27 protein-coding genes are annotated in these 25,730 nt (G+C 69.6%); 11 read left to right on the top strand and 16 right to left on the bottom strand.

All coding sequences use genetic code 11. The annotated features are described in order from the left end of the window. Positions 1–243: 243 nt before the first annotated feature. The 3 genes from WAE60_RS19410 to WAE60_RS19420 form a co-directional block, all read right to left on the bottom strand. Entirely contained in the window at positions 244–2,805 is a 2,562-nt protein-coding gene (locus WAE60_RS19410; RefSeq protein ID WP_337688032.1) for a family 20 glycosylhydrolase, read from the bottom strand. Between the two features lie 92 nt (positions 2,806–2,897). Continuing rightward, on the bottom strand, positions 2,898–4,574 hold the full coding sequence (locus WAE60_RS19415; RefSeq protein ID WP_337688034.1) for an alkaline phosphatase family protein: 1,677 nt from the start codon (positions 4,572–4,574) through the stop codon (positions 2,898–2,900). Between the two features lie 66 nt (positions 4,575–4,640). Continuing rightward, positions 4,641–5,003, bottom strand: coding sequence for a VOC family protein (locus WAE60_RS19420; RefSeq protein ID WP_337688036.1), 363 nt, complete (start codon positions 5,001–5,003; stop codon positions 4,641–4,643). Between the two features lie 135 nt (positions 5,004–5,138). On the opposite strand from WAE60_RS19420, the gene WAE60_RS19425 reads away from it, so the two are divergent. Further along, positions 5,139–5,612: an Lrp/AsnC family transcriptional regulator gene (locus WAE60_RS19425; RefSeq protein ID WP_029915969.1), complete on the top strand. Its 474-nt coding sequence runs from the start codon at positions 5,139–5,141 to the stop codon at positions 5,610–5,612. An 88-nt stretch (positions 5,613–5,700) separates the two neighbouring features. Here WAE60_RS19425 and WAE60_RS19430 read toward each other — a convergent pair whose 3' ends face one another. Next, complete coding sequence (locus WAE60_RS19430) at positions 5,701–7,245, bottom strand: glycine betaine ABC transporter substrate-binding protein (protein WP_337688039.1); 1,545 nt, start codon at positions 7,243–7,245, stop codon at positions 5,701–5,703. Beyond that, on the bottom strand, positions 7,238–8,002 hold the full coding sequence (locus WAE60_RS19435) for an ABC transporter ATP-binding protein (protein WP_337688040.1): 765 nt from the start codon (positions 8,000–8,002) through the stop codon (positions 7,238–7,240). Before WAE60_RS19435 ends, WAE60_RS19430 begins: the two co-directional genes overlap by 8 nt. Positions 8,003–8,138: 136 nt before the next feature. Here WAE60_RS19435 and WAE60_RS19440 point away from each other — a divergent pair, with 136 nt between their 5' ends. From WAE60_RS19440 to WAE60_RS19450, 3 genes are all read left to right on the top strand, one after another. Then, positions 8,139–8,405 (top strand): hypothetical protein, encoded by a 267-nt coding sequence (locus tag WAE60_RS19440; protein WP_029915964.1) that lies wholly within the window; start codon positions 8,139–8,141, stop codon positions 8,403–8,405. A gap of 270 nt (positions 8,406–8,675) precedes the next feature. Further along, positions 8,676–10,496 carry a hypothetical protein gene (locus WAE60_RS19445; protein ID WP_337688042.1) on the top strand — a complete coding sequence of 607 codons (1,821 nt, stop codon included), beginning with the start codon at positions 8,676–8,678 and terminating at the stop codon, positions 10,494–10,496. A 61-nt stretch (positions 10,497–10,557) separates the two neighbouring features. After that, positions 10,558–10,842 carry a hypothetical protein gene (locus tag WAE60_RS19450; protein WP_029915956.1) on the top strand — a complete coding sequence of 95 codons (285 nt, stop codon included), beginning with the start codon at positions 10,558–10,560 and terminating at the stop codon, positions 10,840–10,842. A 42-nt stretch (positions 10,843–10,884) separates the two neighbouring features. Here the strand turns inward: WAE60_RS19450 and fliE are convergent, their stop codons facing one another. The 3 genes from fliE to flgB form a co-directional block, all read right to left on the bottom strand. Continuing rightward, positions 10,885–11,193: a flagellar hook-basal body complex protein FliE gene (fliE, locus tag WAE60_RS19455; RefSeq protein ID WP_029915954.1), complete on the bottom strand. Its 309-nt coding sequence runs from the start codon at positions 11,191–11,193 to the stop codon at positions 10,885–10,887. Positions 11,194–11,205: 12 nt separating this feature from the next. Then, the gene (gene flgC / locus WAE60_RS19460; protein WP_029915952.1) at positions 11,206–11,625 is read right to left on the bottom strand and encodes a flagellar basal body rod protein FlgC; all 420 of its coding nucleotides are present in this window, start codon (positions 11,623–11,625) and stop codon (positions 11,206–11,208) included. A 99-nt stretch (positions 11,626–11,724) separates the two neighbouring features. Continuing rightward, positions 11,725–12,174, bottom strand: a complete 450-nt coding sequence (gene flgB / locus WAE60_RS19465) for a flagellar basal body rod protein FlgB (RefSeq protein WP_029915951.1) — start codon at positions 12,172–12,174, stop codon at positions 11,725–11,727. 142 nt (positions 12,175–12,316) lie between these two features. Between flgB and WAE60_RS19470 the strand changes: the two genes are divergently transcribed. From WAE60_RS19470 to WAE60_RS19480, 3 genes are read left to right on the top strand one after another with little or no spacing between them, the layout of a single operon-like run. Beyond that, the gene (locus WAE60_RS19470) at positions 12,317–12,658 is read left to right on the top strand and encodes a hypothetical protein (RefSeq protein WP_337688046.1); all 342 of its coding nucleotides are present in this window, start codon (positions 12,317–12,319) and stop codon (positions 12,656–12,658) included. Next, positions 12,655–13,458 carry a flagellar type III secretion system pore protein FliP gene (gene fliP, locus WAE60_RS19475; RefSeq protein ID WP_035018877.1) on the top strand — a complete coding sequence of 268 codons (804 nt, stop codon included), beginning with the start codon at positions 12,655–12,657 and terminating at the stop codon, positions 13,456–13,458. Before WAE60_RS19470 ends, fliP begins: the two co-directional genes overlap by 4 nt. 32 nt (positions 13,459–13,490) lie before the next feature. After that, positions 13,491–14,402: a ribokinase gene (locus tag WAE60_RS19480; protein ID WP_029915945.1), complete on the top strand. Its 912-nt coding sequence runs from the start codon at positions 13,491–13,493 to the stop codon at positions 14,400–14,402. Positions 14,403–14,407: 5 nt separating this feature from the next. Here WAE60_RS19480 and WAE60_RS19485 read toward each other — a convergent pair whose 3' ends face one another. Both WAE60_RS19485 and WAE60_RS19490 read right to left on the bottom strand, forming a co-directional pair. Beyond that, positions 14,408–15,514 (bottom strand): endonuclease/exonuclease/phosphatase family protein, encoded by a 1,107-nt coding sequence (locus WAE60_RS19485; protein WP_337688049.1) that lies wholly within the window; start codon positions 15,512–15,514, stop codon positions 14,408–14,410. Positions 15,515–15,721: 207 nt separating this feature from the next. Continuing rightward, the gene (locus tag WAE60_RS19490; RefSeq protein ID WP_029915942.1) at positions 15,722–16,495 is read right to left on the bottom strand and encodes a LuxR family transcriptional regulator; all 774 of its coding nucleotides are present in this window, start codon (positions 16,493–16,495) and stop codon (positions 15,722–15,724) included. Between the two features lie 93 nt (positions 16,496–16,588). Between WAE60_RS19490 and WAE60_RS19495 the strand changes: the two genes are divergently transcribed. Next, on the top strand, positions 16,589–17,791 hold the full coding sequence (locus WAE60_RS19495; RefSeq protein WP_337688052.1) for an acyl-CoA dehydrogenase family protein: 1,203 nt from the start codon (positions 16,589–16,591) through the stop codon (positions 17,789–17,791). Between the two features lie 120 nt (positions 17,792–17,911). Then, on the top strand, positions 17,912–20,359 hold the full coding sequence (locus WAE60_RS19500) for a TonB-dependent receptor (RefSeq protein ID WP_337688054.1): 2,448 nt from the start codon (positions 17,912–17,914) through the stop codon (positions 20,357–20,359). A 73-nt stretch (positions 20,360–20,432) separates the two neighbouring features. On the opposite strand, the gene WAE60_RS19505 is transcribed toward WAE60_RS19500, so the two are convergent. The 5 genes from WAE60_RS19505 to WAE60_RS19525 all read right to left on the bottom strand — a co-directional run bounded on the left by WAE60_RS19505 (position 20,433) and on the right by WAE60_RS19525 (position 23,326). Then, positions 20,433–21,695 (bottom strand): calcium-binding protein, encoded by a 1,263-nt coding sequence (locus WAE60_RS19505; protein ID WP_337688056.1) that lies wholly within the window; start codon positions 21,693–21,695, stop codon positions 20,433–20,435. Positions 21,696–21,786: 91 nt separating this feature from the next. Next, positions 21,787–22,068, bottom strand: coding sequence for a DUF5985 family protein (locus WAE60_RS19510; RefSeq protein WP_029915934.1), 282 nt, complete (start codon positions 22,066–22,068; stop codon positions 21,787–21,789). Further along, positions 22,065–22,334, bottom strand: a complete 270-nt coding sequence (locus WAE60_RS19515; protein WP_029915931.1) for a DUF5985 family protein — start codon at positions 22,332–22,334, stop codon at positions 22,065–22,067. The genes WAE60_RS19510 and WAE60_RS19515 overlap by 4 nt, the downstream gene beginning before the upstream one ends. Then, on the bottom strand, positions 22,331–22,705 hold the full coding sequence (locus WAE60_RS19520) for a hypothetical protein (RefSeq protein WP_337688059.1): 375 nt from the start codon (positions 22,703–22,705) through the stop codon (positions 22,331–22,333). Before WAE60_RS19520 ends, WAE60_RS19515 begins: the two co-directional genes overlap by 4 nt. A gap of 114 nt (positions 22,706–22,819) precedes the next feature. Next, entirely contained in the window at positions 22,820–23,326 is a 507-nt protein-coding gene (locus WAE60_RS19525) for a PAS domain-containing protein (protein WP_337688117.1), read from the bottom strand. Between the two features lie 367 nt (positions 23,327–23,693). On the opposite strand from WAE60_RS19525, the gene WAE60_RS19530 reads away from it, so the two are divergent. Both WAE60_RS19530 and WAE60_RS19535 read left to right on the top strand, forming a co-directional pair. Beyond that, the gene (locus WAE60_RS19530; RefSeq protein WP_337688060.1) at positions 23,694–24,107 is read left to right on the top strand and encodes a hypothetical protein; all 414 of its coding nucleotides are present in this window, start codon (positions 23,694–23,696) and stop codon (positions 24,105–24,107) included. Positions 24,108–24,115: 8 nt separating this feature from the next. Further along, positions 24,116–25,126, top strand: coding sequence for a 2-hydroxyacid dehydrogenase (locus tag WAE60_RS19535; RefSeq protein WP_337688061.1), 1,011 nt, complete (start codon positions 24,116–24,118; stop codon positions 25,124–25,126). A 4-nt stretch (positions 25,127–25,130) separates the two neighbouring features. On the opposite strand, the gene WAE60_RS19540 is transcribed toward WAE60_RS19535, so the two are convergent. Next, positions 25,131–25,550 carry a MucR family transcriptional regulator gene (locus WAE60_RS19540; RefSeq protein WP_029915919.1) on the bottom strand — a complete coding sequence of 140 codons (420 nt, stop codon included), beginning with the start codon at positions 25,548–25,550 and terminating at the stop codon, positions 25,131–25,133. Positions 25,551–25,730: the final 180 nt, after the last annotated feature.

The raw sequence follows: 25,730 nt of genomic DNA on the forward strand, positions 1-25,730 counted from the left end.
TCACGGCGATGCCGCGATTGAAACAGTTCGTCGAAGCTGAAATTTCTGCAAGCGCCGCGACCGTCACGGGACCGTAACGGGGGCCTTCAGGCCCTCCGGCGCCCCTTTGCACGGCGCCCGCCATGCTTTTTGTGCAGTGCGATGATCAGGATTCCGGCGCCGGGGCGGCCTTCGCGTCCCACCGCCGTGGCGGCCGATTTCCGCGGACTTTTCCGTAGGCGCACGAGAGGACCCACGGCCCGGTCAGGGGACGAACAGACTCCGCCCCGCACGCTTTCCGTCGGCCGAACGGGCCCGGACCTCGACTCGCCCGGCGACCGGCGCGTCCGGCGCATAGGGCCGCCAGGCGCCGCCCTCGACCCGGTATTCGATCGGCAGGCCGGGGAACTCGACATTGGCCCGCAGCCTGCCGTCCTCGACCACCGCCCCGACCGTGGGGATGCGATAGGCCACGCCGGCCGCGTCCAGCCGCGCCAGTTCGCGCCCGCCCAGCAGGTTGGCGAAGGCGGCCCAGTCGGCGTCGCGCCGGGCCCGCATCGCGTCGGTGAAGGCGCCGGTCGTGGGATCGTAGCCCTTGCCCGGGACGTAGGGCGTCTCCCAGTTGGCGCCGTGCCAGGCCCGCTCGGCCAGGGCCAGCAGGCGCGGGTACAGCATGTAGTCGCCCTGGGCGTCCGAACGGATCGTCTCGCTCCACAGCTGGCCCTGCAGTCCGTTGAAGCGCACGCCGGGCTCCAGCGGGTGGTCGTCCTTCGAGGCCTGGGGCCTGCCGCGCAGGTCGGCCCACAACTCGGCGTGGGCCGGCAGGTTCTCGGGCATGAAGTCGAACACCTTGCGGGTGTCGGTGGCGCGCGAGGGCCAGTCGTAGCCGCGCTCCTTGGGGTCGGCGGCCTGGGGGCTGTCGAAGTACATCACCTCGGGCGTCGAGATCACCACCTCCCAGCCTTGGTTGGCCTGGACGTGGGCGCTGGCGGGCCCCTCCCCGGCCAGGGCGCCCCAGTTGTTGGAGTGGACCTTGGCCGGCATGCGGTCGGGCTTGGCGTGGCCCATGCCGTCGCTCCAGCCGGCCGGCGTCACGCCCTTCTGCGCCAGCAGGGCCGAGACCTTCTCGATGAAGTGGCCGCCCAGGTCGGCCGGCTTGATCCCGGTCTTGGCCTCGTAGGCCGCGCAGGCCGGCGAGGCGCTCCAGGCGCCGGGCGTCTCGTCCGCGCCGATGTGGTAGCGGGTCAGGGGCTGGCCGGCGGCGGCGTGCAGGGCGGCCATCTCGTCCACCACCTTGCCCAGGAAGGCGTAGGCGCTGTCGAGGCACACGTTGATGGTGTTGTCGTCGTAGTGCTGGATGCTGCTGTAGACGCTCTTGTTCTCAGCCTCGCTCAGCAGATAGCGGCCGGCCTCGGCCTCCGGCTTGCCCTCGGCCCGCAGCCGGGCGGCGCGGGCCTCCATCGCCTTGATCGCCGCCCGCGAATGGCCCGGCATGTCGAAGGACGGGATCACCTGGATATGCCGCGTCTGGGCCGCGCGGACGATCTCGATGTAGTCGGCGCGCGTGTAGTAGCCGTTGACCGGCGTCGATGAATCCGGCCCCGCGCCCAGCTGCGGCAGCAGGCAGGTCCGCTCGCCGGGATCGTGGCAGCGGCGCGAGCCGATCTCCGTCAGCTCCGGCAGCCCCGCGATCTCGACCCGCCAGCCTTCGTCGTCGGCCAGGTGCAGGTGCAGGCGGTTCAGCTTGTAGGCCGCCATCTGGTCCAGGATCGCCAGGATCTCGGCCTTGGAGTGGAAGTTGCGGGCCACGTCGACATGCAGGCCCCGGAAGTCGAAGCGCGGGGCGTCGTCGATCGTCAGCAGCGGAACCGTCCGCCGGGCGTCCACCAGCTGGGCCAGCGAGGCCAGGCCGTTGGCCGCGCCCTCGGGGTCGGAGGCGACGATCTCGATCCCGCTCGTCTTGATCGCCAGCCGGTAGCCGCCCAGCGCCAGTTTTTCATCGGGGACCAGCCGGACCCGCAGCGGGACGCCCCGGGCGCCCTCGCCCGCCCCGGCCCTGGCCAGACGGCCGAGCGCCGCCTCGACCTGGACGCGCGGCAGGCCGCCGACCGAGACCTTCAGGCCGCGCGACAGGTCCAGCGATCCGCCCTTCGGGTCGGGCCTGGTCCTCAGCGGCGTGGGCAGAACCGCCGTGGCCGGAACCGGCTGGACGCTGGCCCCGGCGGCGGCGTTCACCGCGTAGACCCGGGCCGCCGTGGCCCAGACCGTGGCGTCGGCCGCCGAACCGCCGGCCAGCCGGGCCTCGTCGGTGAAGGGGGCCACGAACGGCAGGCTTTCCAGGCCGGTCTCGGGATCGACCACGGGCCGGGTGCTGGCGATGGTCCGCGCCGCCAGCCCGTCGCCGGCCACATAGTAGTTGGGCATCGGGTACAGCTCGGACAGCTGATGGCCCGCCAGCTTCAGGGGGATGCGGACCGGCCGCCCCGGCGCGAAGCCGGCGAAGGCCGCCGTGGGGGTCAGGCGATAGAGGTCGCCGTTGATGTGGCTCAGGGCGAAGCCGTCGTTGTCGGCCTGCAGGATCGGGGTGACGCTGCTGAAGTAGATCGACCAGCCGGCGGCGGGAGCCTTGGGCGCCGTCAGGTTCAGCTCGGCCAGATGGCACGACGGCGACGGCGCGCACACGGCGGGGGCCGGATGGTTGTCCAGCACCTGGTAGCGCACCTGCAGCTCGGCCGCGAAGCGGTCCAGCTGATCCTGGGTGGGCTGGGCGTGGGCTGCGGTCGTCACGAGCGTCAGGGCGGTAAGCGCGAACAGGCGTCGTGACATGGAGGCTCCCCGGGGTTTTGGCGTACCGTAACCCTCTCCCGGCGGTCGAGGCTAGGACGGGGACATGCACATGTGCATGTCCCCAGCCGCACTCAGCAGCCCGGTCCCGCCCCCAGCGGTAGGCAGCGCCCGTCCACGTCGGCGGGGACCGGCACGCCCGTCACCGCGGCGATCGTCGGGGCGATGTCGACCGTCTCGATCGGCAGCACCCGCTCGCGGGCCGGGCCGCCCTTCCACCAGAACAGGATCGGCACCCGGCGGTCGTAGTTCCACGGGCTGCCGTGGCTGGCCACGTAGGTCGCGCCCGCCGAGGCGGGGGTCTGGTACGGCTGGAAGGCCACCAGGATGTCGCCCACCCGGCCGGGATAGGCGCTGCGGCGCATGCGCTCGGCGACGCTGATCTCGTCCGGCGGCGTGCCCTTGGGCGGCGGAGCCATCGTGAACAGGGTGTTGGAGTCGTAGGCGGCGTAGACCTCGGGCCGCTTGGCCAGGATCGCCAGGGCCGCCGTCGTGATCCGGGCGTGGTCGCCGGCCGTCGGCGTCTTGCCGTCGGGGCCGACCACGTACAGCGACTCGATCCCGCCGGCCTGGACCAGCGGATCGTAGGCCAGGGCCAGCTGACCGCGCAGCGCGGCGTTCAGGTCCTTCAGCCACTGGGTGGGCGGCACCCGGCCGGCGTCGTAGCCCTGCTGGGCCAGGCGCTCGGGGAAGTCCGACCCGCCGTGGTCGGCGGCCAGCACGACCAGGACCTGGCCCTTGACCTTGTCCAGGCTGTCGAGGAACGCGCCCAGCCGGTCGTCCAGCCGCAGCAGGTGGTCGCACATCTCCGGCCCCTTGGTGCCGAAGCGGTGGCCGATGAAGTCGGTGGCCGACAGGCTGATCGTCAGGACGTCGGTCGCCTCGCCGTCGCCCAGCTTGAACTCGTCGCGCAGGGCCTGGGCCGCGTCGAGCGTGACCCGGTCGGTGTAGGGGCTGACCGACAGGTCGTCGGTCGCCGTCGCCTCGTCCTTGGGCGCCGGGCGCGGCAGGGCCGCGCGCCACGACCGGCCGCCGGTGACGTAATCGTCCTCCAGCGCCGCGCAGCGCTTGTCGCCATAGGTCCAGGTGAACGGATGCTTCTTCTGGTCGGCTGTCAGCTTGGCGTTGAACGCCGCCACCGGGGCCAGCTTGGCCTTGGCGTCCTCGCCCGGCGAGACCCAGGTGGTCATGCCGAAGCGGGTCTCCAGCCAGAACACCCCGTCGGCCTTGTGACCGGCCATGTTGATCGCGCCGCGGTCCTTGCCCGACACGGCGTAGACCCGGCTCTTGGGCGACACCGCCTTCAGCCAGTCGCCATAGGCGTCGGCCATCAGCAACTTGGGGCTGGCCAGACGGCCGCCGCCCGACGGGTCGTTGGCCAGGACGACCGACGGATCGGCCAGGCAGTAGGTCTTCTTGCCGGTCGCCAGGTCGTAGAAGTCGTTGGCGACGATGCCGGTCTTGTTCGGATACTTGCCCGTCAGCAGGGTGGAGTGGCCGGGGCAGGTCTCGGTCATGCCGTGCGACTGGAAGCCGCTGGGATAGACCGTCCCCTGCCGCGCCATCCGGCCCAGGCCGCCGTGGAAGTCGGCGCGATACTGCTCGAACAGGCTGGCGCTGAACTGGTCGATCGAGATCACCACCACCAGCTTGGGCTTGGGCGTCTCGACCGGCGCGGCGTGCGCCAGGGGAGCGGCGAGGACGGCGGCGCTGAAGGCCGCGGCGGCGACGGTTTTGGGCAAGCTGAACATGGGCGATCAACAAGCACTGTCACAAAACCGTCGCAAGCCGGAACTGAGCGAACGCTGGGTTTTGCGTCACACCGGCGCGTGGCTGACGAACTCCACCAGCCGGCCGTCCGGATCGTGGGCGAAGCCGGCGTAGTAGTGGGGATGGATCTGCGGCAGCACGGCCGGGACCCGCTCCTGGACGCCGCCGTGCTGGCCGGCCAGGCCATAGGCCCGGTCCACCGCCGCCCGGTCGGCGGCGACGAAGGCGTAGTGCACGTCGACCGACGGCTCGCCCTCGCAGATCCAGAAGTCGAGCCGGCCGCCGTTCGAGCCGAAGCCCTTCTTGGGACCGTCCACCACCAGGCGATAGCCGGTGGGTTCCAGGACCTGGCGGTAGAAGGCCACGCAGTCGTCCAGGCGGCGGGTGCGGATTTCAAGGTGATCGAGCAAGGGAGCGACCTTTCAGGGGAGCGAAACGACGCCGTGACGTGTAGCCGCGCAGTGCTGTCGCCTGGCGGCGAAGATGGACCCCGAAACGCGGAAATTCGGCGTCCGTGCGCCTGGATTTGGCGTAGGCTCAAACCCATGAAACTCGACCGCTTCGACCGCCAGCTGCTGAACCTCGTGCAGGAGGACGCCGGCCGCACCTCCGAGGACCTGGCCCAGCGGGTGGCCCTATCGCCCTCGGCCGTGCAGCGTCGCCTGCGCAAGCTGAAGGAGGCCGGCGTCATCGTCCGCCAGACCGCCGTGCTGGAGCCGCGCAAGGTGGGACGGCCGACCTTCTTCATCGTCTCGCTGGAGGTCGAGCGCGACCGGCCCGAGCTGCTGACCCAGCTGCGCACCTGGCTGGCGGGCCAGGAGCACGTGCAGCAGGCCTTCTACGTGACCGGCGAGGCCGACTTCATCCTGGTGGTCACCGCCCCCGACACCGAGACGTATGACGCGCTGATGGCGAGGCTGACCATCGAGAACCCCAACGTGCGCAAGTTCACGACCAACGTGGCGCTGGGGGTGGTCAAGCGCGGGCTGACGATCCCGGTTTCGCTGGACGAGGACTAGGCCGGGGGCGACACAGGGGACACACACTCGCCCCACCGCTGTGGCCGTCCTGGCGAGACCGTGGGGCGAGTGTGTGTCCCCACCTTCGTCACCGAAGCCCCGTCTCCAGCGCCCGCGCCGCCTCGCTCGGCGAAACCTTCCCCGCATCGCGATCCACCGAGAAGTTCGCGCGCTGCATCGCCTCCACCGTGATCGCGCCGTCCAGCCCGGCCAGGGCCTCGCGCAGCCGGCGGTCCTGCGCCCGCCCCGGCGCGATCAGCAGCACCGCGTCGTACGGCGGCAGCGCGCCCTTGGGGTCGCCCAGCACCACCAGGTCGTCGGCGGCGATACGGCCGTCGCTGGAGAAGGCCGAGATCACGTCGGCCTCGCCCGAGCCCAGGGCGCGGTACATGAAGGTCGGCTGGAACTGCCGCTTGGCCTTGAACCTCAGGCCGTAGGTCGTCTCGACGCTGGTCCATTCGGGCCGCGAGAAGAACTCCAGGTCGCCGCCCATGGTCAGCTGCGGGGCCTTGGCGGCGAGGTCGGCCAGGGTGGTGATCCCCAGCGCCTGGGCGCGATCGCGGCGCATGGCCAGGGCGTAGGCGTTCTCGAAGCCCAGCGGGGCCAGCAGCACCACGCCGTCGCGGCGCTTCAGCTCGGCCCGCAGGCCGTCCAGCACGGCGGCCCGGCCGGGGTTGTCCTTGCGGCCCAGGACGTTGGCCCACAGCGTGCCGGAATAGTCGACATAGGCGTCGATCTCGCCGGCCGCGAGCGCCCGATAGGCCACCGCCGAGCCCAGATTGATCTTGCGGTCGACCTGGGCGCCCTTCGCCTCCAGCCGGTCGGCCATCAGCTCGGCCAGGATGTACTGCTCGGAGAAGTTCTTGGCCCCGATCACGTAGCGGGCCGGTCGCGGCGCCAGGTCGGCGGCCAGGGGCGCGACGGCCACGGCGAGACCCACGGCCAGGCCCAGCAGGCCCGCGCCCCACAGCCGGCGGTCGCGCCGCTCGGCCCCGCGCTCGACCAGGCCCAGCAGCTGGTCCACCACCAGGGCCAGGGCCGCCGAGGCGACGCAGCCGGTCAGGACCATCGCCCAGTTCTCGGTCTGCAGCCCCGAGAAGATGTAGTCGCCCAGCGAGGTCTGGCCGACGGGCGTGGAGAGGGTCGCCGCCCCGATGGTCCACACCGCCGCCGTGCGCACGCCGGCCATGATCACCGGCGCGGCCAGGGGCAGCTCCACCCGCCACAGCCGCTGGCCGTCGGTCATGCCCACGCCGCGCGCGGCCTCGACCACCGCCGGGTCCACGCCCGTCAGGCCGGTCACCGTGTTCCGCAGGATCGGCAGCATCGAATAGAGGGTCAGGGCCAGCAGCGACGGCAGGAAGCCCAGGGCCGAGAAGCCGTGGCCGAACGCGCCCTTGGCCAAGTTCGAGAGCAGCAGCAGCAACGGATAGAACAGGGCCAGCAGGGCCAGGCTGGGAATGGTCTGGACCAGTCCGGCCAGGGCAAGGGACGGCCAGCGCAGGCGCGGGCTGCGGGCGGCCAGCACGCCCATCGGCAGGGCGATCAGCAGCCCCAGCCCCAGGGCCGCCGCCGACAGCACGACGTGCCAGGCCAGGCGGTCCGGCAACAGGGAGAGAAGCCCGCTACTCACCGGCGATCTCCCGCATCCGGGCGGCCTGGCGGCGCGGGGCCTGCATCAGGGCCTCGACGGCCGGGTCTGGGTGGCCGGCCAGCAGCGCCCGGGGCGTGTCGTCGGCGATGATCCGGCCCTGGCTCATCACCACGATCCGGTCGGCCAGCAGCACGGCCTCGGCGATGTCGTGGGTGACCATCACCGTGGTCAGGGACAGCTGGTCGTGCAGGCGGCGGACGTCGTCGGCCAGGGCGACGCGGGTCACCGAGTCCAGCGCCCCGAACGGCTCGTCCATCAGCAGGATCGCGGGCCGCGCCGCCAGGGCCCGGGCCACGCCCACCCGCTGGCGCTGGCCGCCGGACAGGGCGGCGGGGCGTCGAGCGGCGACCTCGCGCGGCAAGGCGACCAGGTCGAGCAGTTCGGCGGTCCGCGCGGCGATCGCAGCGGCGTCCCAGCCCAGCAGGGTCGGGACGATCCCAATGTTCTCGGCCACGGTCAGATGCGGGAACAGGCCCACCTCCTGGAAGACGTAGCCGATGCGCCGCCGCAGGGTCGGGCCATCGAGGTCGGCGGCGGCCGCCCCGTCGATCAGCACCCGGCCGCCGTCGGGCGCGACCAGGCCGTTGATCGTCTTGAGCAGGGTGGTCTTGCCCGCCCCCGACCCGCCGACCAGGGCCACGAACTGGCCCCTGGCGATGGACAGGGAGGCGGGCTGGAGGACGGTCTGGCCGTCATAGGCCTTGCGCACCTGGTCCAGGACGATCGCGTCGGTCATGGGGCTCCGAGAGGGACGTGCTGTCGCAGGGACGTCCTGTCACAGTCAGTCAGAACGCGCGGCATGGGAAGCCTAATGCTTCAGCTGATTCCCGGCGCGCGCGACGCGACGGGGAGCGGCTCCCAGGAGACCCATCATGACCCTCGCCGTCGACGGCCGCCCGTTCCAGGCCTCCCCGTTCGAAGCCCGTGTCCTGCCCGCCCGCAAGCGGGCCCGCGCCGCCCTGGCCCGCCTGCGCTGGGCCGTCGCGGCCATGGTCCTGCTGAACGCGATCGTCTGGGGCGGCATGATCGCCACGGCGCGGGGCGTGATCGACGTGCACCGGCTGGTGGACGAGGCCCAGGCCGTGGCCGCGACCTGGATCGCCGCCCTGCCCCAGGTGAACATCACCATCACCCGCTGACGCGGCGACCTCACTCGAACCAGTCGTCCAGCCTCGCCCGGGATCCCGCTCCGGGGCTGAAACCTGCTGCCCGATCGTCCTCTCCGCATGGACGATCGACGCCGCGGCTTTGGCGAGCCGTAAAAACCCATGACGCGAACAAGGCTTTTTCGCTCGCTCTAGTTGCGCTGCGCCAAAACTCGCCCTAAGACTCCCTCATAGGTCGATATCAATGAACTTGCGTCTTATGGAAGAAATTCCGGGAAGACGAGCTGACCAGGAGCGCCGTCGATGATCCGCCTCTCCTCCCCCAAGACCGCCCCCAAGTCCTTGCTCCGCCTGGCGGCGGTCGCGGCGGGCGCCGTTCTGGCCGGCGGCCTGCTGATGGCCTGCTCGGCCAAGGCGCCGACCGGGGCGGCCAAGGCCGAGCTGGCGACCACGCCGATCAGCATCAGCTCCACGCCGCCCGGCGAGCTCAACCCCAACGGCGGCGGGGCGGCCAAGGCCACCCTCGACCAGGCCGCCGCCTTCGCCTGGCAGGAATTCATCGCCCTTAACTGGCCGGCCAAGATCCAGACCGGCGCGGTCGGCGACCGCGACACGCCCGCCGCCGACTGCCTGTTCGGCGACCCGAACTGCGCCGCCCGCCCGCTGACCTGGCAGACCTTCCGCGGCAAGGCCGAGATCTTCACAGCCGGGGCCACCCAGCCCTACGACCAGATCCCGACCTACGCCGACGTCTACAACTCGCCGATCGCGCCCTGCAACGGCGGCCAGCCGCCCGCCCAGGCGGCCTGGGTCAATCTGGACGAGACCACCGAGATCACCCTGGCGGCCATGTACGCCGGGGTCGGGGTGGCCACGCCCACCCCCGACAACAGCGCCCCACAGCTGATCCGCTTCATGGCCAAGGCCAACCGGGCCGAGTTCGACTACGTCCAGAAGATCGGGGCGGTGAACGGGCCCTCGCGCGCCCTGCGCACGGCGACGATCAACTACTTCAAGACCCAGGGCGACCCGCCTCCCGGCGGCACCAGCTATGTGAGCCTTCCCAACAACACCATCGAGATCAAGGCCGGCTGGCGGATGCTGAACCCCGCCAAGGAGGACGCGACCCGGTTCCACACCACCAAGGTCCGCTACTACGAGGGCACGGGCGACGCGCTCTGCTACAACGAGGCCGTCTGGGGCCTGGTGTCGCTGCACATCATCCAAAAGACCCCCTCGGCCCCCTATTTCATCTACGCGACCTTCGAACAGGCCGACAACATCCTGACCACCGCCGGCAAGCCGGTGGAGGACGCCGACGGCGCCGTCGCCGGCCTGCCGCCCTGCCGCTCGGACCAGACCGCGCCCTGCCCGACGATCCCGGCCCTGACCTTCAACGACACCGGCACGGTCGCGCCCAGCCAGGTGCCGCCGAACGTCACCCTGAACCCGGCCAACGCCGCCTACTGCACGACCAGCACGTCGCAGCTGCCGCAGAACCAGGCCTACTACCTGAACACCTCGACCCTCACGGCCCTGCCGGTCGGCGGCTTCGTCTGCATCAACTACCGGGCCAACCCGATCCCGCCGGTGATCGTCAACGCCAACAAGACCGCCCACGCGGCGATCGCCGCCTACAACACCGCCAACAAGATCAAGAGCTCGCCGTGGGCCTTCTACAAGCTGGTCAACGTGCAATACACGCCGATCGACAAGACCCAGCCCGGCTTCTACACGGGCAACGATCCGAACACCGACAAGAACCCGGCCAGCTATTACCTGGCCAACATCATGGTCGAGACCAACCGCCCGCTGCAGATCTTCAGCGGCGGCCTGGTCGGCGCCGTGGGCGGGGTCGGCGGCACGGGCGCCAATTCGGACTACGCCTCGCAGTTCGACGAGCCCGGCGGCGGCACCCACAAGAACACCTATTTCCAAACCGTCGGCCACGACATGGGCGGGTGCATGGGCTGCCACGGCAGCCAGGGCCAGAGCCTGGGCGGCGACTTCAGCGTGATCCTGGCGCGCGGCATCGTGGGCACGCCGGAATCCGTGCCGGGGATTTCAAGCTCCGGCGCGCAGGTGGTTCCCAACAAGAACCGCGCACTCGTCTACCGGCGATAGGGCCGACACCCCTCCGCCGAACCATTCTCTCCAGCCATTTCCTTCGAAGGGGAAAGCCATCATGGCCAACGTTCGTGAACTGCTCGCCGCCGGCCTGACCTGCCCGACCAGCGTCAGCTTCGCCACCGATATCGCGCCGCTGTTCAACAGCACCGACATCAGCCACATGAAGAACGTCACCGGCGGCAAGCTGGACCTCAGCAACTATGACAGCGTGGTGATGTGGTCGAGCGCCATCTACGGCAAGGTGCAGTCGGGCGACATGCCGCCCTTCCCCGCGCCCGCCTGGACGGAGGAACAGGTCAACCTGTTCGGCTGCTGGATCCAGCTGGGCTGCAAGCCGTAGGGACGCTTTGGGGGCCTCGTCCTAGCCGAGGCCCGTCGGCCCCTAGATCGGCATCCGCATGATTTCCTGGTAGGCCGAGATCACCTGGTCGCGCACGGCCATCACCGTGTCCAGGCTGGCCTCGGCCGAGGAAATGGCGGTGACCACGTCGATCAGCTCGGCCTTGCCGGCCGCCTGCTGGGCCATCTTGGTTTCGGCCGCGCGGGTCTGGTGCAGGGTGTCGGTCATGGCCGACTTCAGCATCTGGCCGAAGTCCATGGCCTTCTTCGGGGCCTCGGCCCCGCCGATCGACGGCATGGCCATGGAGCCCTGGGCGGCGTAGGCCTTGGCGGCCGCGAGCGCGGTGATCATCGCCTAGGTCCCTTACTTGCGCAGGATGTCGAGCGTGCGCGCTTCCATCGCGCGCGACGTCTCGATGACGTTCATGTTGGCTTCGTAGGCGCGCTGCGCCTCCTTCATGTCCAGCGCCTCGACCAGGGTGTCGACGTTGGGCAGCTTGACGTAGCCCTTGGCGTCGGCGGCCGGGTTGCCGGGATCGTACTCGGTCTTGAAGTCGCTGCGGTCGGGATCGACCGAGGTCATGGCCACGCCCTCGCCGCCGGCCACCTGGGCCGGCTTGAACACCGGCACCTGGCGGCGATAGGGATCGCCGCCGGCCGTGCGGGCCGTCGAATTGGCGTTGGCGATATTCTCGGCGATCACCCGCATGCGGCCCTGCTGGGCCTTCAGGGCGCTGGCGGCGATGGCCATGGTCGCCATCGACTGGGAGCGGATCTCGGTCATCTAGGCGTTCCCCCTTGGAGATTTTTGCAAAAAATCTCCAAACTAAAAGTTGGCGTGTGGCGGACGCCGAAACCGGCGGCCACTTTCGGCTGCCACACGCTAGCTGCCCGGACGGCGCGTGGCCGTCTTCAGCATGGCCATGGACTTCTGGTAGAAACCGACGGCCGCGTCGTAGTTCATGCGCGCGTCGGTCATCTTGAGCATCTGGTCCTCGAGCGTCACCGAATTGCCGTCCAGCGTGGTCTCGCTGTCGGCCTGCTCGGGCGAGCGCCACGGGCTGTACGGCTTGGACGGCGCCATGTGGGCGGCGCTGGTGGCCACCATCTGAACGCCGCTGGTGGCCTGCGACGACACGGGCCCGCCGCGATAGGGCTGGCCGGTCGCCTGCTGGTCCAGCGACGCCTTGAAGCTGTAGGCCTTCAGGTCGCGCGGCTGGTAGTCCGGCGTGTCGGCGTTGGCGACGTTCTGCGCAATGACCTTCTGCCGCTGGGACAGATAGCCCATGCGGCTCTTCAGCATCGCGAACAGGGGAATGTCATCGGGACCCATGCGAGTCATGGTGAAGAAACAGGGTTAATCACGCATTAAGGACCGTGCTGCACACCAAGGGTGCGGCCCCGGGTCGCGCCCTGCGCTATTCTCCTTCGCGACTCATCCGTACTCGTTCAGCCCCTCCTCATTCCCAGGCGTCATGGACATCTTCGAACTGATCCGCGCCGTCGCCGCCCTGGCCATCACCCTGGGCCTGGTGGGGCTGGCCGGCGTGGCGTTGCGCAAGTGGGGACCCGACGCGCTGTCGCGCATGACCGCCCTGCGCAAGGACCGCCGGATGCAGGTGGTCGAGACCCTGGTCCTGGACCCCACCCGCCGCCTGGTGCTGTTCACCCTGGACGGCGAGGAGCGCCTGCTGATGCTGGGCGAGGGCCAACTTCTGGACTGGGTCCCGAAGAAGCCCCGCAAGGTCCCCGCCCCGCCCCGGACGGCTTCCGGCAAGCCCGCTTCCAACAAGTCCTCCGCGGAGACCGTGGTCTGATGCGCCGCCTGCTCAAGCTGATCACCGGCGCCGACCCCAAGGACCTTCGCCAGGCCGCGATCATCTCGGTGCTGGCCGGTCTGATCACCGTGATCGGCCCCGCCGTGGCCATGGCCCAGTCGGCGATCAATGTCGACCTGGGCACGGGCGCGGGCCTGTCCGAGCGCGTGGTGCAGATGGTCGGCCTGCTGACCGTGCTGTCGCTGGCCCCGTCGATCGTGATCATGACCACCTCGTTCGTGCGGATCGTGGTGGTGCTGGGCCTGCTGCGCACCGCCATCGGCGTCCAGCAGAGCCCGCCCAACCCGGTGCTGATCAGCCTGGCCCTGTTCCTGACCGCCATCGTCATGGGCCCGACCTTCGAGCAGTCCTACGACGCGGGGATCAAGCCGCTGCTGGACAAGCAGATGGAGATGCCCGAGGCCTTCGACGCCGCCGCCCAGCCGGTGAAGGTGTTCATGCTGCGCCAGGTCGACCAGGACGACCTGGCCCTGTTCATCCGCCTGTCCAAGATCGAGCGCCCCAAGACCGCCGTCGAAACCCCGCTGAAGGTGGTGACGCCGGCCTTCATGATCTCGGAACTGAAGCGCGCCTTCGAGATCGGCTTCCTGCTGTTCATCCCGTTCCTGGTCATCGACCTGGTGGTCGCCAGCGTGCTGATGAGCATGGGCATGATGATGCTGCCCCCCGCGACGGTGAGTCTGCCGTTCAAGCTGATCTTCTTCGTGCTAGTGGACGGCTGGCGCCTGGTCGCCGGCAGCCTGGTCGAGAGCTTCCAGCGCGGGGCCGGCGGCGGCTAGGGCGCTTTCGAGGAATCTAGAGAAGAAGAACTATGGGCGTTTTCGTACTGGGGTCGATCAATCTGGACGCCGTGGCGCGGGTCGACGACCTGCCCCGGCCGGGCGAGACGGTGGCCGGCATCTCGCTGGAACTGTTCCCCGGCGGCAAGGGCGCCAACCAGGCCGTCGCCGCCGCCCGCATGGGCGCGGCCACCCGCCTGATGGGCGCGGTCGGCAAGGAGGACAGCGGCCCCAGCCTGAAGGCCAAGCTGGCCGGCTACGGCGTGCAGGTCTCCGACGTCAGCGAGCTGCCCTCGATCCCGACCGGACAGGCCCACGTCTGGGTCGGGTCCAGCGGCGAGAACATGATCGTCGTCACCAGCGGCGCCAACGCCACCCTGACGCCCCAGCACGTGGCCGCCACGCCGCTGGAGGGCCAGCGCGTGCTGCTCTGCCAGTTGGAGACCCCCGCCCCGGCCATCGAGGCCCTGTTCCGGGCCGGCGTCGCCAAGGGCGCCCTGCGCATCCTGAACGCCGCCCCCGCCCTGCCCCAGGGCGCGGCGCTGTTCCCCCTGACCGACATCCTGATCCTCAACCAGACCGAACTGGCCACCTACGCCCGTCTGGACCACGAGCCCACGCGCCTGGAAGAGGTCAGCCGCGTGGCCCGCAAGCTGATGAGCCGCCCGGATCAGACGGTGATCGTCACCCTCGGCTCGGCCGGCGTGGCCACCGTCCGCCGCGACGAGGCCTTCCTGATCGAGGGCCGCAAGGTCAAGGCCGTGGACACCACCGGGGCGGGCGACTGCTTCTGCGGCGCCCTGGCCGCCAGCCTGGCCGCCGGCATGGACCTGCGCGAGGCGGTCGAACACGCCAACGCCGCCGCCGCCCTCTCGGTCCAGAAGGCCGGCGCCGCGCCCTCGATGCCCAGCCGCCGGGAAGTCGAGCAGTTCCTGGCGGGCTAGGTCGCCTACCGCCGCCAGGTAACCTTGACGCCGAGGCCGCTGCGCAGCTGGGGCCGCACCTCGACGGGCGGCCGCGGCGACGCGGCGGCCGTGACCGCCGGATCCCAGCTGAGCCGGTACCGCACCAGATAGCCGTCGTGATCCGACAGCCGCCGCCCCGCCCCGGAAACGCCGAACAGCGTCTCGATCCGGATCGGCCGCACGGTCACCGGCCCGGCGCCGGCGAAGGCCTGCAGGTCCTGGGAGCGCAGCCAGGGTCGGGCGGCCGGGTCCCCCATGGCCTGGCCCTCGCAGGGATCGGCGGCGCGGTTGCAGAATTCGCTGACCACCTGATACGGCCGCTCGGCGGACCGATAGTCGTAGCGGTCCGGGGCGTCGAGGACATTGAAATCGCCGCCGACCAGCAACGGCCGATCGGCGTCGCGATGGGCGTCGATGAAGGCCATCAGCTCTTCGGTCTGCAGGTTGTGGGCCCGCAGCGACCGGGCGATCGGCACCTTGGCGGCGCGACGCGAATTGAGGTGGGTGTTGACGATGTCGATGGCGCCGGGCGCGCCCGGAAGCGCCAGGCGCGCCAGCATCACCCCCTTGTTGGCCAGGCAGTCGAAGCCGGCGCAGTAGCGGTAGGGCGTGTCTTCGACCTCCGTGATCGGCGCGTCGCTCAGCACGTGCAGGCCGGCGCCGGTGAACTTGCCCCAGCCCTCGCCGAACGACGGATACCGCACCGTGGCGTAGCGCCGTCCATCCGCCGGCCCCGCTCCCGAAGCCCGCTGGAAGCGGCTGGGTCCGCGCGCCCAGTAGCGGTAGCCGCTGGCCTCGACCAGGTCGCCGATCTCGCCGCGAAAGCCTTCCTGGATCAGCACCACGTCGGGCTGGTGGCCGTCGCGCCGCATCGTCGCCAGCTCGACCCCGATGGCCTTCAGGGCCTTGGCGCGCCCCTTGGCCAGGGGCCAGGGCAGGCCCCGGACATTGTAGGTGAGCACGCTGATCTCTGTGCTGTGGGGGGCGGGCGGGACGACCGCGCCACCGCCCGTCGAGGCGCCGAGATCGATCGCGTCGGGGGCCAGGACCGCCACAGCGGGAACCAGGGCCAGAGTCGCCAAAATCATCATTCGCCGCTCCCAGACATGCGGGCCGCTTTGAATGACGAACCAGACCTTTGTCGTCGTTCAAGACGGCGCGTAGTTCAGACGCAGCCGGATGTTTACTGAGCTCTATTGCCGGCGAGGCCTGTTTCCGCTGAATCGGCGACGGCGAGGTGAAGCGGATGCGAAGGTTTTATTTTCGTGGTCGAGCGCCGACGACGGATAGCCGTCCTTCTAGCGCTCCGCGCCCCGGCCCTGGCTGGAGCCCATCGCGCCGATATAGCCCAGCCCCGTCGCCCGGTGGACGGCCTGGGCGCGGCCGGCCACGCGCAGCTTCAGGGCTGCGTTCTGGACGTGGAAGCGGACGGTCGGGCCCGAGATGCCGATGATCTGGGCGATGTCGGCGTCGGTCTTGCCGGCCGCCGCCCATTTCAGGCACTGGATCTCGCGCTTGGTCAGGCGCACCGGCGGGACGTCGTCGTCCTGGCCGTCGCGATAGGCCGAGACCAGGCGCAGGGCCGCGCCGTGCAGCTGGTCCGAGCGCGCCGCGTAGAGCGCCGGCAGGTCGGCCACCGGCTGGGACGAGGCCCAGACCACCGCCCCGATCACCCCGCCGGTCAGGTGGGCCGGGGCGATGATCGCCGCCTCGACGCCGAAGGTCTTGGCCGCCTCGCCGACCTCGATCGCCTCCAGCCGGACCAGCGGCCGCCAGCTGGAAAAGCGCCCCTGATGGAAGAAGAACGGCTCGGCCGTGCAGCGCGCGGCCAGGATGAACGGCGCCCGCAGGGCGAAGGACCGATCGCGCCAATAGTGCAGCGAGGCGTCCAGCCACTCGAACACGCTCTCGGCCAGCGGCCGGCCGTCCTCGCCGACCATCGGTTCGGGATTTGAGATGTCGGCGCTGACGGCCACGTAGGGCAGCCCCATGTCGCGGCCCAGGTCGCGCACGCGCTCGGCCAGGGCCGTCACGCGCGCCAGGCGCTGGATGTCCTGACCGGCGGTCGTCATCGACGTGCTTTCCCTATCGGTTCCGATAGCTTGCGCGCGGCCCTCCCCTCTCCGCAAGTTTCCCCGACGACGTCGGGAGAGGAGCCGGGACGGGTGGATTTGGAGTTGTCGAGCGCCGACCGGGCCTTTCGCGACGCGGTGCGCGCCTTCCTGGACGCCGAGCTGACGCCGGAACTGCGCCAAGTGGGGCGGCGCATGACCAGCGTGTTCTGCGACAAGGACCACAGCCTGGCCTGGCAGCGCATCCTGCACGCCCGCGGCTGGGCGGCGCCCACCTGGCCGGTCGAATACGGCGGTCCCGGCTGGACCGACATCCAGCGCCAAGTCTTCTTCGCCGAATGCGCCCGGGTCGGCGCGCCGCATCTGGCGCCGATGGGGCTACGGATGGTCGCCCCGGCCATCATGCGGTTCGGCACGCCCGAGCAGAAGGCTCGCTACCTGCCGCGCATCCTCTCGGGCGAGGACTATTGGTGCCAGGGCTATTCCGAGCCCGGCGCGGGGTCGGACCTGGCCGGCCTGCGGATGCGGGCGGTGGCCGACGGCGACGACTACGTGCTGGACGGCTCGAAGATCTGGACCACCCACGCCCACTGGGCCACGCACATGTTCTGCCTGGTGCGCACCTCGACCGAGGGCAAGCCCCAGGCTGGCATCACCTTCCTGCTGATCGAGATGGACCGGCCCGGGATCCGGGTCGATCCGATCATCACCCTGGCCGGGGAACACGAGGTCAACCAGGTGTTCTTCGACGCCGTCCGCACGCCGAAGGCCGACCGGCTGGGCGAGGAGAACCAGGGCTGGACCGTGGCCAAGCACCTGCTGGAATTCGAGCGCGGCGGCGGCTACGCGGCCGGCCTCCAGGCGGGGCTTGAACGTCTGCGCGCCCAGGCGGGCGATGAGGCCGGCGACGAGACCGGGAGGCTGCTGGACGACCCGCACCACCGCCGCCGGCTGGCCGAGGCCGAGATCGCGGCCCTGGCCATCGACATGACCGAGCGGCGGGTGCTGAGCGCCCTGACCGGCGGCGGCAATCCGGGCCCGGCCTCGTCGATCCTCAAGGCCCAAGGCTCCGAAGCCCTTCAGCGGTTGGACGAGCTGGCGGTGGACGCCCTGGCGACCTACGCCGCGCCGCATCAACCCCAGGCGCGCCTGGCCGGCTCCAACGCCCCGCCGGTGGGGCCCGAGCATGGCCTGACCATCATGGCCCGCTACCTGAACAACCGCGCCGCCTCGATCTACGGCGGCTCCAACGAGATCCAGCGCGACATCATCGCCAAGCTCGTCCTGGGCCTTTGATCAGGCCCGCGAACGCGGCCGCCCCTATCAATTCCGATAGCTTGTTCCCCCCGGCCGCGACCCGCACGCTCCCATCAGAGCCGGCGTCCGATGCAGGCGCGGCCAGAGGGAGGAATTCGGATGCCAGGTAAATCGCGCCTGTTGCTGACGCTGGGGACGTCGGCCATCGCGCTGCTCGCGGCCATGCCCGCCATCGCCCAAACCCAGGTCGCGGCCCAGGCGCAGTCCAAGAAGGACGACATTCCCACGATCGAGACCCTGGTGGTCACGGCCCAGCGACGCGAGGAGACCGCCAACAGCGTGGGCATGCCGATCCAGGCGTTCAGCGGCGACACCCTGCAGCAGTTGCGGGTCACCGATCCCAAGGACCTGTCAACCATCGCGCCCAGCTTCACGGTCAGCCAGAGCTACCAGGGCGTGCCGACCTACACCCTGCGGGGCATCGGCTTCAACACGATCAACCTGTCGGCCACCTCGACGGTCGGCACCTATACGGACGAGGTCGCCTACGCCTATCCGTTCATGAACACCGGCCCGATGTTCGACCTGGAGCGGGTCGAGGTGCTGAAGGGCCCGCAGGGCACGCTGTACGGCCGCAACACCACCGCCGGCCTGATCGACTTCGTCACCAACAAGCCCACCGAGATGTTCGAAGCCTCGGTCACGGGCGAGGTCGGCAACTACAAGACCCACAACTTCGAGGGCTATGTCAGCGGCGCCCTGGCGCCCGGCCTGCAGGCCCGCTTCGCCTTCCGCACCGAGGACAGCGACGAAGGCTGGCAGAAGAGCAATACGCGCGACGAGCGCCTGGGCGAGGTCCATCGCGACGGCTGGCGGCTGTCGCTGGCGGCCCAGCCGACCGACAAGGTCGACATCGACTTCTCCTACGCCGGCTGGCGCAACAAGTCCGACACCCTGGCGGCCCAGGCGATCGGCTTCACCCCCGCCACCGCCGCCAGCCCGTTCAACGCCCCGGGCGTGGTCGCCTATGTGGCCTCGCACCAGCCGACCAAGGCCGACCAGGCCGACTGGGCCCCGCTGTCGACCCGCGGGACGGACGTCGGCACGGGCCTGGGCATCGCCGGCCCCGCCCGCGAGGACGACGACTTCGACGCCCTCAAGCTGCGCGTGGGCTGGGAGCTGAGCGACAGGGTCCGGCTGGTCTCGCTGACCAGCTACAACGACCTGTCCCGCAACGCGATCTTCGACTGGAGCGGCGCGCCCTACGAGATCCTGGTCCAGAAGGCCAAGGGCGACATCAAGTCCGCCGCCGAGGAGCTGCACCTGGAGGGAGCCACCGACAAGGGCTCGTGGCTGGTCGGGGCCTATGTGGCCCACGACGACATCCTCGACAGCAACCGCACCCTGCTGGGCCAGAACGCCAATGTCGGGACGATCCGCTTCTTCGGCTCGACCCTGCTGGCCACGCCGTTCAACAGCGGCGGCTACACGGCCCTGCAGATGAGCCAGGCGTTCCGCACCTACGAAGACGTCGGCAACATCGAGACCGACACCTGGAGCGTGTTCGGCAACCTGGACCACAAGCTGACCGAAAGCCTGAAACTGACCCTGGGCCTGCGCTACAGCCAGGACAAGCAGGACTATTACGGCTGCTCGCGCGACTTCAACGGCAACATGCTGCCCAACGTCAACGTCGTGAACCGGGCGCTGTTCTTCACCGCCTACGGCCCGGTCGCGCCGATCAGCCAGGGCCAGTGCAACACCTTCGATCCGGTCAAGAAGAGCTTCGGCCTGGTGACCTCCAAGCTGGACGAGGACAACCTGGCCTGGCGCGTGGCCCTGGACTGGCAGGCCACCGAGGACGTGCTGCTGTTCGGCTCGGTCTCGCGCGGGGCCAAGGCCGGCGCCACCCCGATCAACGCCGCCAACATCTCGACCCAGAACGCCCCGGCGCGGCAGGAAATGCTGACCGCCTACGAGGTGGGCGTGAAGGCCGGCCTGTTCCAGCGCCGGGTCCAGGCCAATGTCAGCGCCTTCTACTACGACTACACCGACAAGCAGCTGTCGGTGTACTTCGCCGACCCGATCTACACCGCCCTCGCCCGCCTGGCCAACGTGCCCGAGGCCGAGGCCCACGGCCTGGACGGCGACATCACCTGGCGCGCTTCCCGGTCCCTCACCTTTATCGCCTCGGCGACTTGGCTGCACACCGAAGTCCAGGGCTACACCGGCATCAACTCCGCCGGTCAGTCCCAGAACTTCGATGGGCGGTCCTTTCTATACAGCCCGAAATTCCAGGGCGGCCTGACGGCCATGTTCGATCACGAGGTCGGCGACGGCCTGCGTCTGAAGGCGGCGCTGAACGGGCGCTGGCAGGGCAAGTCCAGCGCCGACCTGGAGGGCAATCCGCTGTTCGCGATCGACGGCTACGGCCTGGTCAACGGCAGCGTCGGCCTGGCCTCGGACAAGGGCTGGGAGCTGCAGGTCTGGGGCCGCAACCTGACCGACGAGTACTATTGGAGCGCGGTCAGCAGCAACGCCAACACCGTGGTCCGCTTCCCGGGCAAGCCGTCGACCTACGGCGCGACCCTGACCTGGAACTTCTAGGCGGCAGGCCGACAAGACGAGGCCCGCCCGCGCCATCCGCGCGAGCGGGCCCGTTCTTTTCAGGATCGGAACTTTAGAGGATGAGGTCGGTCACCTGGATCGGATCGGGCCCCGTCCCCGCCACGCGCGACAGGAACTCGATGCTCATGTCGGCGGCGAGGTCGGCGTCGACATTGACTTCCAGGTGCCATCCGGAAGCGTAGACCATGCGGGCCTGGCCCGCGGCGGTGAACGCCGCCTCGCCGATGAAGGTGAAGGCCTGGTTGCCGGCCACCAGCGTGTTGGCGTCCAGGATCGCCAGGTTGACCACGTCCAGGCCGCTCGTGAAGTCGACGATGACGTCCGGGGCGGCGGTCGTGGAATCCGACAGCGCCGTATACAGGAAGACGTCCCGGCCGGTCGGCGAGAAGCTGCTGTCGTCGCCGTACAGGGTGTCCTGGCCCGCGCCGCCCAGCAGGATGTCGTCACCGGCCCCGCCATACAGTTCGTCGAGGCCCGCCCCGCCTTCCAGACGGTCGTTGCCTTCCAGACCGCGAAGCTCGTCGTTGCCGTTGTCGCCGTAGAGCTTGTCCGCCCCGAGCCCGCCGTTCAGGCGATCATTCCCGTCGCCGCCGTTCAGGATGTCGTCGTCCGCCTGGCCGAAGAGCGTGTCGTTCTCGGTCCCGCCGTTCAGGGTGTCGTTTCCAGCGCCGCCCTCCAGCCGATCCTCGCCCGCCTGGCCCAGCAGCGTGTCGGCGCCGTCGTCGCCATAGAGCGTGTCGTTATCGGCGCCGCCGTACAGCTGGTCGTCGCCGGCGTCGCCATGGATGGTGTCGTTGTCGGTGTCGCCGCGCAGGATGTCCGCGCCGGCGCCGCCGAAGATCTGGTCCTCGCCGGCCCCGCCATAGACCGTGTCGTTCCCCTCGGCGGCCATGATGTAGTCAGCGCCGCCCTCGCCCTTGATCGTGTCGTCGCCGTCCCCGGCGTAGAAACGGTCGTCGCCGGCGCTGCCCGTGAGTTGGTCATTGCCGTACCCGGTCGTGATGTCCAGCGCCTCGAAACCCGTGAAGGCCGCGGTGTGGCCGTTGTAGGTAAGCCGATTGCTGGTCATGATCACCGGCAGGATGTCCATGATCCAGACGTTCAGCAGGTCGAAACCCGCGCCGCCGTCGGCCCGGGCGATCGCCGCGTTGATCTGGACGCTGTCGTCGCCGTCGCCCGCGTTGACGATGTCGTCGAGGAACCTGGCGTCGATCCGGTCGCTGCCGCCCAGGCCGTTGATCGTGTTGCCGCCGGCGCTGTCGCCCGCCAGCCAAAAGGTATCATCGGCTTCGGTGCCGTTGACGACGTAACCCATGTGCAGAAGCCCCCAGACGCGCAAACGCAGACCACGACCTTGCGTTGACCGCCTGGGAATAGCAAGACCGCAACGGTCGTGGTGGAACGGCTCAGGCGCCGCGTCGCAGGTTCTTGGCCAGCACCGCCACGATGATCAGCACGAAGGCCGCCAGGCGGAACAGGTAGATGCCGCTGCGCTCCTCGTGCGGCGTGCCCAGCAGCACCGGCAGGGCGTTGCCCGCCGCCATCAGGCCGAAGGCCGCCGAGAAGGCCAAGAACAGGCCGTCGCCCGTGCGCCGCCAGAACTTCAGGAAGAACAGGCCGGCCACCAGGAACCCCGTGGCCAGGGCGCCGGCGATCAGCCCCTCGACCGGCGTGATCGGGAAGCTCATTCGTCCACCTCCCAGATGAAGCCGTACAGCAGCGTGGCGATGGCCAGGCCGGCGGTCAGCTGACGATAGGGCAAGAGGTTCACCTGGGTGATGAAGACCACCAGGTCTGCCACCAGCAGCAGGTTGTTCAGGGCCAGGAAGCCGAAGCTGATCGCGGTCCACAGGAGCAGGCGCGAGCGGCTGCGCAGCCAGGCGCGGGTCAGCAGGCCCGCGCAGGTCATGCTGGCCAGCATGCAGAGGACATAGACGACCGTCGGCCCGCTCATTGGTCTCTACCCTTGAACTTGAAGGCGTCGGCCAGGGATTGGAGGCGCTCGGCCGGGGCCGAGATCCAGCGGATCACCGTGACGGGCTTGGTGCGGTAGGCGATCTCGAGATCGTCGCAGACCTTGGCCAGGACCGCGGCGGCCGGCTGGTAGCGGAAGCCGCCGCGATCGTCGGCGACCACCAGTCCCGCGTCCACGAAGGCGGTCAGGTTGTCGGTCACCAGGCTGTGGCTGGCCCGCAGGTCGCCGACCAGGTCCTCGACCGACCAGCAGCGCCCGGGATCGTGCTTGAGGCGCAGCAGCAGCTCCAGCGCCCAGACCGAACGCACGTGCTCGCGAATGAACTGAAAGACGTCCCGATCGACGGTCACCCGACCTCTGCCCCCGAACCTCGGCTGGAATCCCAGGCGGGACAATAGGCGGCGAGGCCGGGGGAGCAAGCTGAGCCATGGAAATCGCCGCGTGCGGGGTGCGCGGCGCAGACCTCAAGCGGCGCGGATGCCGCTCTGCTGGTCGCCGACCTGGGACCCGACCACGGCGTCGTAGCCCAGGATCATGTCGACGTCCTTGCCGTTGCGGGCCAGGGGCAGGCGCAGCCACAGGATCGACATGTGCGGCGAGCCCTTCCAGGCCAGGCTGTGCACCCCGACGCCCGGGCGGCGCTCGGTCACGACCTTGTCCAGTTCGCGGCGCCAGTATTCGACGGCGGCGGTGTTGTAGACGTCTTCCAGGGTGCGACCGGTGATCTCGCGGCCGTAGACCGAGTAGAGGCCGGTGCCGGCCAGGCGCAGACGGTAGTCGATCGCGCCGTCCAGATCGCGCTTCACGTCGATCAGGCTGACGGTGGGCAGCATCCGCTTGATGCCCGAAGGGTGCAGGTCGAGGCGCGACGGGAGGCTAGCCCCCCGACGGAGGGACGCCCAGTAGGCGAACATCTCCTGGTGAGCGCGGGCCGCCGTGGCCGATGCGCTCAGCTGCGCGTTCATCTTCAGATTCCTTAACAAGCCGTTGGAATCACGACGATTCACTATGTCTTAAGCACAGAATCGCCGCCAGCGAAAATCACGCCCTACGGCTAAGTTTGTTGAGGTGAGTCAATCCGCAAGCGAAACGTCCGGGGCAAAATCCGGATGCGAAAACGGCGCGCGGATGGCGCAAGCGATTGTTTGAATTAGGGTTAATGAACGCTCAGACTCAAGCCGACTCGACGCCTCCGGACGCCGCGATCGACCGCTTTCCAGGCGCCCGCGCTGCCCGTTCGCCAAGCACACGACACAACCTGGAGCATTCAAATCCGCCACCGGAGTCTCGACTGCATGCTATGATTGCGACGCAGCCGACAGGGAGCCTGGACCCACCATGCGAAAGCCCGCGCCGATCATCCCCGTCCTGCTCGGTCTCGCCTTGCTGAGCCTGTCTTCGCCGGCGCCGGCGCAAGGTCCCTTCCGGACCGAGCAGGTCCGCTTCGCCAAGGGCGCGTCGTCGGCGACCGTGAACGGCGCGATCAAGGCCGACGGCGGCGTCAGCTACGCCCTCACCGTGCGGGCCGGCCAGACGCTGAAGGTGTCGCTGCGGACCCGCAACGCCTCGGCCCGGTTCAACGTGATCGCCCCCGGCGTGGACCAGCCCCTGTTCAACGGCTCGAACGCACGCGACTATGCCGGCAAGACGCCCGTCGCCGGGGCCTACAGGATCATCGTCTACATGACCGAGGACGCCGCGATGCGGAACGAGACGGCCGACTACGTCCTGACCATCGGCGTCACCGGCTGAGTTCGCCCATGCGCGTGGCCGTCTTTTCGACCAAGCTTTACGACCGCCGCTTCCTGGACGCGGCCAATCGCGGCTTCGGCCACGACATCCGCTATTTCGAGGCCCGGCTCGACGCCAGCACGGCCGCCCTGGCCGAGGGCTTTCCCGCCGTCTGCGTGTTCGTGAACGACCGGTTGGATGCGGCCGTCCTGGAGGCCCTGGCCAAGGGCGGCGCGCGCCTCGTGGCCCTGCGCTGCGCGGGCTACAACAATGTCGACCTGGAGGCGGCCGAGCGACTGGGCGTCTCCGTCGTCCGCGTGCCCGCCTATTCGCCCGAAGCGGTGGCGGAGTTCACGATCGGCCTGATCCTGGCCCTGGACCGCAACATCCCGCGCGCCTGGACCCGGGTCCGCGACAACAACTTCGCCCTGGACGGCCTGATCGGCCGCAACCTCTCGGGCCGCACGGCGGGCGTGGTCGGCACGGGCCGCATCGGCGCCCTGGTCGCCCGCACCCTGCGGCTGGGCTTCGGCTGCGAGGTGCTGGCCAGCGACCTGGTCGAGGATCCCGAGCTTGTCGCGATCGGGGTGCGCTACGCACCGGTCGACCAGGTGCTGCGCGAAGCCGACCTGATCACCCTGCACTGCCCGCTGACGCCCGGCACCCGCCACCTGATCGACCGCGACCGCCTGGCGGCCGCGCGGCCGGGCGTGATGATCGTCAACACCAGCCGCGGCGCGCTGATCGACACGGCGGCCCTGATCGGCGGCCTGAAGTCGGGCAAGGTCGGCAGCGTCGCCCTGGACGTCTACGAACAGGAGGCGGACCTGTTCTTCGAGGACCTCTCGAACGAGATCGTCCAGGACGACGTCTTCCAGCGCCTGCTGACGTTCCCCAACGTGCTGATCACGGGACACCAGGCCTTCCTGACCGAGGAGGCCCTGTCGGCGATCGCCGAGACCACCCTGGGCAGCCTGGCGGACGCCGAAGCCGGCCGGGCGCTGACCTGTCAGATCACCGCCCGGTCGGTTCGCGGATAAGCGGCTAGGCCCGCCCGCGGCGCGCCGGTTTCCGGCCGCCCTGCCCCAGGCCCATCTGCTTGGCCAGGTCTGAACGCGCCTGGGCGTAGTTCGGCGCGACCATCGGATAGTCCTTCGGCAGGTCCCAGCGGGCCCGGTACTGCTCGGGGCTCAGGTCGTACTTGGTGCGCAGGTGGCGCTTGAGCGACTTGAACTTCCGGCCGTCCTCCAGACAGATCAGATAGTCCGGCGTGATCGAACGCCGCACCGAAACGGCCGGCTCGCGCCCGACATCGGCCGTCTCGGCCTTGCCTCCCACGTTCGACAGAGCCTGGTGCACGCTGCGGATCAGGCCCGGCACGTCGGCCGCCGCGATGGTGTTACCGCCCACATAGGCGGCGACCACTCCGGCCGTGACTTCAATGAGGTCGGACTCTCTGTCCATCTTCTTGTCGCTCCCCCGACTCATACTGGTCCCCCAGGAACCAATGCAGTCTTGGATAGCAGATTATTACACGCGAGCAACATAGACGTGCGGGTATCTACGGTTCTGCGGCGCGTGTGGACTGGTATGACCAATCGCCGACACAGCCTTCAGTTGTCAGAAATCTCTATTCCTGACAGA

The sequence above is a fragment of the Caulobacter sp. CCG-8 genome, from assembly GCF_037402475.1.
GTDB lineage: Bacteria > Pseudomonadota > Alphaproteobacteria > Caulobacterales > Caulobacteraceae > Caulobacter.

Excerpts from the sequence above, each read along its gene's own strand:
- WAE60_RS19410 (WP_337688032.1), bottom strand. The coding sequence starts at position 2,805 with ATGTCACGACGCCTGTTCGCGCTTACCGCCCTGACGCTCGTGACGACC.
- WAE60_RS19415 (WP_337688034.1), bottom strand. The coding sequence starts at position 4,574 with ATGTTCAGCTTGCCCAAAACCGTCGCCGCCGCGGCCTTCAGCGCCGCC.
- WAE60_RS19425 (WP_029915969.1), top strand. The coding sequence starts at position 5,139 with ATGAAACTCGACCGCTTCGACCGCCAGCTGCTGAACCTCGTGCAGGAG.
- WAE60_RS19435 (WP_337688040.1), bottom strand. The coding sequence starts at position 8,002 with ATGACCGACGCGATCGTCCTGGACCAGGTGCGCAAGGCCTATGACGGC.
- WAE60_RS19440 (WP_029915964.1), top strand. The coding sequence starts at position 8,139 with ATGACCCTCGCCGTCGACGGCCGCCCGTTCCAGGCCTCCCCGTTCGAA.
- WAE60_RS19445 (WP_337688042.1), top strand. The coding sequence starts at position 8,676 with ATGATCCGCCTCTCCTCCCCCAAGACCGCCCCCAAGTCCTTGCTCCGC.
- WAE60_RS19450 (WP_029915956.1), top strand. The coding sequence starts at position 10,558 with ATGGCCAACGTTCGTGAACTGCTCGCCGCCGGCCTGACCTGCCCGACC.
- fliE (WP_029915954.1), bottom strand. The coding sequence starts at position 11,193 with ATGATCACCGCGCTCGCGGCCGCCAAGGCCTACGCCGCCCAGGGCTCC.
- flgC (WP_029915952.1), bottom strand. The coding sequence starts at position 11,625 with ATGACCGAGATCCGCTCCCAGTCGATGGCGACCATGGCCATCGCCGCC.
- flgB (WP_029915951.1), bottom strand. The coding sequence starts at position 12,174 with ATGGGTCCCGATGACATTCCCCTGTTCGCGATGCTGAAGAGCCGCATG.
- WAE60_RS19470 (WP_337688046.1), top strand. The coding sequence starts at position 12,317 with ATGGACATCTTCGAACTGATCCGCGCCGTCGCCGCCCTGGCCATCACC.
- WAE60_RS19480 (WP_029915945.1), top strand. The coding sequence starts at position 13,491 with ATGGGCGTTTTCGTACTGGGGTCGATCAATCTGGACGCCGTGGCGCGG.
- WAE60_RS19485 (WP_337688049.1), bottom strand. The coding sequence starts at position 15,514 with ATGATGATTTTGGCGACTCTGGCCCTGGTTCCCGCTGTGGCGGTCCTG.
- WAE60_RS19490 (WP_029915942.1), bottom strand. The coding sequence starts at position 16,495 with ATGACGACCGCCGGTCAGGACATCCAGCGCCTGGCGCGCGTGACGGCC.
- WAE60_RS19500 (WP_337688054.1), top strand. The coding sequence starts at position 17,912 with ATGCCAGGTAAATCGCGCCTGTTGCTGACGCTGGGGACGTCGGCCATC.
- WAE60_RS19505 (WP_337688056.1), bottom strand. The coding sequence starts at position 21,695 with ATGGGTTACGTCGTCAACGGCACCGAAGCCGATGATACCTTTTGGCTG.
- WAE60_RS19510 (WP_029915934.1), bottom strand. The coding sequence starts at position 22,068 with ATGAGCTTCCCGATCACGCCGGTCGAGGGGCTGATCGCCGGCGCCCTG.
- WAE60_RS19515 (WP_029915931.1), bottom strand. The coding sequence starts at position 22,334 with ATGAGCGGGCCGACGGTCGTCTATGTCCTCTGCATGCTGGCCAGCATG.
- WAE60_RS19530 (WP_337688060.1), top strand. The coding sequence starts at position 23,694 with ATGCGAAAGCCCGCGCCGATCATCCCCGTCCTGCTCGGTCTCGCCTTG.
- WAE60_RS19535 (WP_337688061.1), top strand. The coding sequence starts at position 24,116 with ATGCGCGTGGCCGTCTTTTCGACCAAGCTTTACGACCGCCGCTTCCTG.
- WAE60_RS19540 (WP_029915919.1), bottom strand. The coding sequence starts at position 25,550 with ATGGACAGAGAGTCCGACCTCATTGAAGTCACGGCCGGAGTGGTCGCC.